Origin of the sequence: Corynebacterium sp. KPL2734, from assembly GCF_040225595.1 — a bacterium.
Taxonomy (GTDB): Bacteria; Actinomycetota; Actinomycetes; order Mycobacteriales; family Mycobacteriaceae; genus Corynebacterium; species Corynebacterium rhinophilum.
In genome coordinates this window covers 1-6,734 of the sequence record NZ_JBEHFO010000032.1, presented here as the reverse complement: position 1 = coordinate 6,734, position 6,734 = coordinate 1, and the positions used below count along the sequence as shown (strand labels likewise).

The following is a 6,734-nucleotide window of genomic DNA, read 5'->3' as shown; positions in this document are numbered from 1 at the left end:
CGAAGGATCCCAACGACTCGACACCACAAACACCACCAATCAAGGTCAGGTGTTTCCACGATCCTTAGAATCCGCCCGGGGTTCTGTAAGCAAAAGACCCCTCCTCAGCCAGGCCGCTGAACGGTTGACCACCACGAGGAGGGGAATACTATACCGAGTATAATCGGACGCGGCCCCTCAATCAAAAATATTTTTAAAGAGTCCTTAAGTTGGTAGCCATGAGTAGTAAACGGATTAAAAAAGAGTGGTTATCAGAAAACAGGTTGGAGCCCTACCTAACAAAAACTGGTGGATCCACAGATAAGGCTTTTGAGTTTTACGAACTCGATCGCCACCTTAGTGCTTCCCTTTTTCACGAGATAGCCTTCATCGAAGTAGCATTACGTAACTCAGTTTCTGGATATCTCAGCACCGAATACGGAGATGATTGGTATTGCAAGCTCGAGATGGGGTTCGATAAACGGGTTCGAGACAATATCACAGAAGCATGGAATAGCCTGCCAAAAGACTTCACCAAGAATACCGAACGAAGCAGAAGGCTGGGAGGAAGGGTCATTGCTGCTTCCATGTTTAGAACTTGGACAAATATCCTCGATAAAGGAGGCTCCACGGGCTTACCAGCCCCTTTTAACAATGCTGATCACGACAGAATTTGGTCCCGCCAAGCTTTAATTTCTGTCTTCCCAGGTGCGAATTCAGTAGCTCGGAAGAAAGATCCAGAATATTCCACTCACGGTCTGACCCGTAAGTGGGTTCATTCCAAAATCCTCGAGATAAAGAAAATTAGAAATAGGGTTGCGCATCACGAGTCTGTAGTCCTTCGCGGCATCCCTGTCACGGGCACAGATACTCGATTACGGCCTAGAGAATGCCACGAGGCCTGCCACGATGTAGCAGCGATGTTGGACCGTGATTTAGCCTCTTACCTCACGGAAAACCTGCCCGCAACAGCAATTCTCACCGAGTTGGACACCCTCTACGCAGGTCTAAATAATTCAAACAAATCATAAATGACCCACCTTCCCCAGGCCGCTAAAGCCTAAGTACCAACCCAACGGCAGGGAAAGCAGGTCATTGTGTGCCGAGCCTATTGAACCCGAGACACGCTATCTTCTACACGTGGCGGTCCAGCCAGTCCACCACCTTGTCGAGTGCTTGGTCAGCGGCTGGCTCGTTGAAGACCTCGTGCTTCTGGCCTTCCCAGTTGACGTATTCCACATCATCAGAGGTAATGGAGTTGTACCAGTCCTGGGAGAAGTACGGTGGAACGATGCCATCCTTAGTGCCGTGCATGATGAGCGTCGGCGCGCTGAACAGGTCCGCGTTCACAGCATCGTAGGTAGCGATAGCACCCAGCTGCAGCGCGGTGCCAGCGCTGGTCTTTTGCGCGATGAGCGGGCTCGTCGCGTACTCATCCTTCACAGCCTGGCTGGTGGAAATGCCCTCCGTGAACGGGTTGGACAGCATGATCTTCTTGGTGAACTCCGGCGACTGCGCACCAATGTAGGTGCGGTGGGGAATCAGGTTCTGCACGTAGTTAGCGTTGAAGCTGGTGATATCCGCCAACGGCAGGCGCTCGAACAGGGTGGGGTCGAGCTGCTTTTGCACCTCAGAGATCTCGTCCGGCGTGATGGTCTCGCCCGTTGCCTTCTTACCGGACAGGTTCAACGGTGCACCACCACCATTGGTGATGATGCCGTCCACCTTGCCAGGCTCACGAATGCCGTATGCCTGGACGGTCAGCGCGCCCATGGAGTGGCCCAGAAGGAAAGTCTTTACATCGGGGTGCTCCCCCTTGGCCATGTCGACGACGCGGTCGAAGTCATTGAGGATGTACTGGAAGTTATCGATGTGTCCCAGCGGCGTGCTACCGGAGGCAGACTTGCCGTGTCCACGGTGGTCCAAGCGGTAAACGTTGTAGCCAGCGTCCAACAGGCGCTTGGCCACGTAGTCATAGCGGCCAGAGTGCTCAGAAACGCCATGTGCCAAAACAACATTGCCACGTGGGTTTTCTACCAGCTGCTTGCGGTAGTAAATCTTCACGCCTTCGCCATCGTGGCTATCGAAGTAGCCGTCTTCATCGGCGATCTGCTTATCAGAAACGGTGGAGCGACCGAGTACGTCGGTCTTATCTGCCGCCGCCTCTGCTACGGGCTGGCCGCCGCCTGCAAAGGCGGTAGCGGTGAGAGTTCCCGATACTGCGATGGGTGCCATGGATACAGCGGTTGCGGTAGCCAGAACGCACAGTTTCTTCCTTATCATGTACGTACTCCTTACAGTGGTTTGTGTCACGCATATAGATAGGATGACTTTTAGGTCACCTTGATAATAGTTTGCTGAGGAACGTAATTCAAGTATTTTTTATTTATGGCTGCCAACTGTTTAGGAAATAGCTGTGAGAGCTATCAGCCACCCTCACGCTGTCGCTATAAAGATGGTTGAGCCACCTCAGAGGCCTTAGACATAGCAAAGCGGGAAGACCGATCTCCTCGATCTTCCCGCTCAACGGCGCTTGAGATTAACGCTACTAATCACCAATCTGGTCGCGGCCGCGCTTGACAATGTTCCCGTCAGGCTCACCCACCACGTCATAATCTTTGTTGGTGTATTCAAACTTGGACAAGACATACCGCATCGCGTTAACGCGAGCTCGCTTCTTGTCATTGGACTTGATGGTAATCCACGGTGATTCCTCAGTATCCGTATAACGGAACTGCTCTTCCTTCGCGCGGGTGTAATCATCCCACTTATCCAGAGAAGCCAGGTCCATCGGTGAAAGCTTCCACTGGCGCACCGGGTCGATCTGGCGGATAGCAAAGCGAGTGCGCTGTTCCTTCCGGGTAACAGAGAACCACAGCTTGGTCAGCGAAATACCCGATCCTAGGATCATATTTTCTAGCATGGGAACCTCGCGCAGGAACTCCGCGTGCTGGGACTCGGTACAAAAGCCCATCACCCGCTCAACGCCAGAGCGGTTGTACCACGAACGGTCAAAGAAGACGATTTCGCCTGCAGCCGGGAAATGCTCGATATAACGCTGGAAATACCAAGAGGTGGACTCACGTGGGGATGGCTTTTCCAACGCGACAGTGCGCGCACCACGCGGGTTCAAGTGCTCATTAAAGCGCTTAATGGTTCCGCCCTTACCGGCAGCATCGCGGCCCTCAAATAAAATGATGTGGCGCTGGCCAGTTTCCTTGGTCCAGTTCTGCCACTTCAATAGCTCAATTTGCAGTGCGCGCTTAATGGACTCGTATTCATTGCGGGTCATACGCTCTTCATAAGGGTAATTCTCGCGCCACGTCTGCACCGGAGAGCCATCCGGCATGATCAGCGACGGATCATCCTCATCCGTTCCATCAACGACGAAGCCGTCGGTTTTTGCAAGATCAATCTCAGGAAGGTCGTCGTCTTTAATATCAGCCATGCACTTAGTGTAACCCGAATGTAGACTTTCAGCGCGGCAACTTTTCCCAGCTATAGCCACTAAATAAAGAAAACGAAGTGTGAGGTAATTTGACTATTGTTCTTAGACGTTTGCCTTGATCCTCGTGCCTGCCCTCGGAAAGTGGACACACTGAGGGTTAGCTGTGCTGCCTTCGTCAGTGTAGCTGAAGTCTCGGCTTCAAGGACACTAGGAGCCACAGGATTGCACCAGGAGTGCCGCCGGCACGTGTTATAGCGCATGCTCCACCGGAAGACTTCCTGGCTGAAGTGTCCAGATTTGCTCGGTTTGAGTAGATGGGAAAATCTGGAATATGCCAAGATGCGAAGGATCGTGTGGTCCGTCTCGTGGAAGACTGTATCGAGGCGGAAACATGTTAATGTACCCCGCGAGTCAGACTGTAGCCCACCGAGAAATCGAAAGCTTAATGGCACACAGCCCCGGCAAGGGAGTCAAGCAGACCCGCCGTGCAGGAAACACCCCAGAACCAGTTCCTAAAATGAGGTTACCCTCGTTTGGTGGACACCCGATTAGTGCGGATTTTGTGTCCGTAAGAGAGGATGTTCATTGTGAGTCAACAACGCCAGAAATACACACCTGAGTATCGACGTGAAGCCGCAAACCTGGTAATCGAATCGCAGCGCCCAATTGCTCATGTAGCCAAAGAAATTGGTGTCGCACCAGGTCTTTTAGGCCGATGGGTAAAAAATGAGCGTCAACGCCTAAGGATCCTCCGATGGGCTAAGCGAGGCGGATCTTCGTGCGGAGAATACTCGTCTGCGTCGTGAGCTGGCAGAAGCCAAGATGGATAACGAGTTTTTGTCACAAGCGACAGCCTTCTTCGCCGCGAAGCAACGCGAGCAGAAAAGTTCGAATTGATGCAGCAGAAGAAGGCTAGCTACAGCATCAAGCGCATGGCACGACCGTTAAAAGTGTCTCGGTCTGGATATTACAAATGGGCCCATATGCAGCAGAAACGCTTATCCGGTAAAGATGATCGGACATCTTTTTATGATGATGTTGATCGCAAGATTCATCAGATCTGAAAAAGACTCCGACGAGGTCTATGGTGCCCCGCGGATTACCGCAGAACTAGGTGAGCGCTACCAGATTAGTGTGAATCGCAAGACTGTAGCCAAGCGGATGCGCATGATGGGCATTGAAGGGATTTCACCGCGTGCTTTCGTTCCAGTGACAACGATCCAAGCCAAGCGTAAAAGCATGCTTCCTGACCTGGTCAAGCGCATGTTTGATACTGGTGAGCTCAACCGGGTGTGGATGTCAGATATTTATCTACCTGCGCACCGGTGAAGGCTGGTTGTACTTATGTGTGGTTCGCGATGGTCATTCCCGCAGGGTGCTGGGCTGGGCTATGGATAGCGTGCAAGATACTTCCCTGGTCGAACGAGCACTTCGGATGGCGCATACGCTGCGCGGTGACGTTGCTGACGGTCTCGTGTTTCACGCCGACCGGGGAACGCAATTTACCAGCGAGCAGCTCTGGGAGGTGTGCCGCAACCTAGGGGTTGCCCAGTCTGTGGGGCGTACCGGGGTGTGTTTCGATAACGCGATGGCTGAGTCGTTCTGGTCGACGCTGAAAACCGAGTTCTACGACCGGAAGCGCTGGGCAACCCGCGCTGCTGCGCGTCAGGCTGTGGCTTACTGGATTGAGGTGGTCTACAACCGTCGGCGCCGGCACTCCGCCCTCGGGATGGTAAGCCCTGTCGATTTCGAGAACCACACCAGCCTAACCACCAGCAGAAAAGAAATAGCTACCTAACCACGAGGTAGCTCTACTACGTGTCCACGATTTGCGGGCACGCCATCCCTGTTTTGATATTTATGGTCTATTGGCTACATTTCGTCAAAGACCCCAAAAGATCGATGTTGCATTTCTCGAAATCCAACAGTCACACCAACGCCGAAGTAGGGGAATTTTTCGCCAAATTCAAGGCGGAGAATCGCTACGGGGCCCCTTTACCATCGTCAAAAAGGTACACTTACGAACTCTATGAGTTTGTCGCCTGTTACAACAACGAAGGATACGGAAAAGGCTAAAGGTCTAACCCTAGTGCGAAATAAGGATTAGACCTTCAAGACCCGGCAATCGCGGATTAACACATCCATCATTACGGTTCGGGTTCACAGTGCAATCGTGCGAATGCCTGGGGGCTGGAGGGGTATTACTTACCGCCATTAAGCCCGAACAGACCACCCAGTCCATTGAGGGTGTCGACGATGCCCTTCGCCGTCTCTACGCCTTTCTTTGCGTTATCCAAGTGCTTGCCGGTAAGCTCGGCCTGCTCCTTGGGGTCTTTTTTAGTGGATTCTTTTTTGTCCAAAGAAAATTCGGAATTAACAATTCCGTTGTCGAAAGTGGCAGTTTCCTGCGCAAATGCAGCGGGAGTAACGGCAGTCATAGCTAACGCAGCTGCTGCGATTCCGAGACTGACCTTACGCTTCATCTGGGACTCCTTAAGGTTTGAATTTTGGTGAATGCAGGCTTAGAATACCCTACAATCTGTAATTTGTAAAGGATCTTCCGTGATATTAAAAAGTCACAGATCTTATCCTTGGTTTTTGAGTTATTTTCAATGTTTGCTGTTACGTGTTCTGTTTTCAGGATTCAGTGCTCACTCTGGCGCTAGAAAGTGGATGTGTCGGAGGCTAGGATAGTTCTCCATGTTTGTGTGCGCAGCATGGTTTGTATGTAATTCGCAAACGGTCCGAGCAGTCTAGAGCTAGTTGATTAGTAGCTTTTCGCCCTGCGACCTTTGTCCCCTCCTATATAGCGGCCCCATTCGATTGCAAATTACCTTCCCCCTCTACTGAGTGGCGCACCTGTCTTCGATGTTATAAATCGTCAGCCAAAGAGTTTTCAAAGCTGTGAATTCATTTGGAGGGTGTCTTCAGTTACGTATAGGCCTCCCATTACGTTTTTAGCAGTTCCGCTTGAGGTTACCCAGGATTCGTAACTCTGCCCCCATGCCGGGGGCAGGTTATGTTTGTCTGCGTTCCTTTTGCTTTTCTTTTCAGGAGCAGTGGAACTAGTCGCTGGCTTCGGTATGGCTTATTTTCGTCCCTGTCTGACAATGATCCGGGGGGTGATGCCGCCGAAGGCAGTGACATACTCCAAACTGCTAATAGGAACCTGACCCACAGAGAGTGTCTGATGGTTTGTGTGTGGGAACCCAACCCGCATAAGGAGATGAACGGACCTGACCCCCATTTGGTGGACACCTGATATCCAGCCCAGTCGAGCTGGGAAGAAAGGTAATCTACCACCATG

Annotated in this window: 4 protein-coding genes and 1 pseudogene; 2 read left to right on the top strand and 3 right to left on the bottom strand. The window is 51.8% G+C overall.

Annotated elements, in window-relative coordinates:
* Positions 1-218 precede the first annotated feature (218 nt).
* Positions 219-1,010 (top strand): Abi family protein, encoded by a 792-nt coding sequence (locus ABRP88_RS11165; protein WP_349837233.1) that lies wholly within the window; start codon positions 219-221, stop codon positions 1,008-1,010.
* A 103-nt stretch (positions 1,011-1,113) separates the two neighbouring features.
* On the opposite strand, the gene ABRP88_RS11160 is transcribed toward ABRP88_RS11165, so the two are convergent.
* The gene (locus ABRP88_RS11160; protein WP_349837232.1) at positions 1,114-2,262 is read right to left on the bottom strand and encodes an alpha/beta hydrolase; all 1,149 of its coding nucleotides are present in this window, start codon (positions 2,260-2,262) and stop codon (positions 1,114-1,116) included.
* A gap of 265 nt (positions 2,263-2,527) precedes the next feature.
* Entirely contained in the window at positions 2,528-3,427 is a 900-nt protein-coding gene (gene ppk2 / locus ABRP88_RS11155; RefSeq protein WP_023023989.1) for a polyphosphate kinase 2, read from the bottom strand.
* A gap of 578 nt (positions 3,428-4,005) precedes the next feature.
* Between ppk2 and ABRP88_RS11150 the strand changes: the two are divergent.
* Positions 4,006-5,225 (top strand): annotated as a pseudogene (locus tag ABRP88_RS11150) (IS3 family transposase).
* A 403-nt stretch (positions 5,226-5,628) separates the two neighbouring features.
* Here the strand turns inward: ABRP88_RS11150 and ABRP88_RS11145 are convergent.
* Entirely contained in the window at positions 5,629-5,910 is a 282-nt protein-coding gene (locus tag ABRP88_RS11145) for a hypothetical protein (RefSeq protein WP_349837231.1), read from the bottom strand.
* Positions 5,911-6,734 lie beyond the last annotated feature (824 nt).

Bases quoted from the DNA above. Each gene is read 5' to 3' on its own strand.
- ABRP88_RS11165 (WP_349837233.1), top strand. From the start codon at position 219: ATGAGTAGTAAACGGATTAAAAAAGAGTGGTTATCAGAAAACAGGTTG.
- ABRP88_RS11145 (WP_349837231.1), bottom strand. From the start codon at position 5,910: ATGAAGCGTAAGGTCAGTCTCGGAATCGCAGCAGCTGCGTTAGCTATG.
- ppk2 (WP_023023989.1), bottom strand. From the start codon at position 3,427: ATGGCTGATATTAAAGACGACGACCTTCCTGAGATTGATCTTGCAAAA.
- ABRP88_RS11160 (WP_349837232.1), bottom strand. From the start codon at position 2,262: ATGATAAGGAAGAAACTGTGCGTTCTGGCTACCGCAACCGCTGTATCC.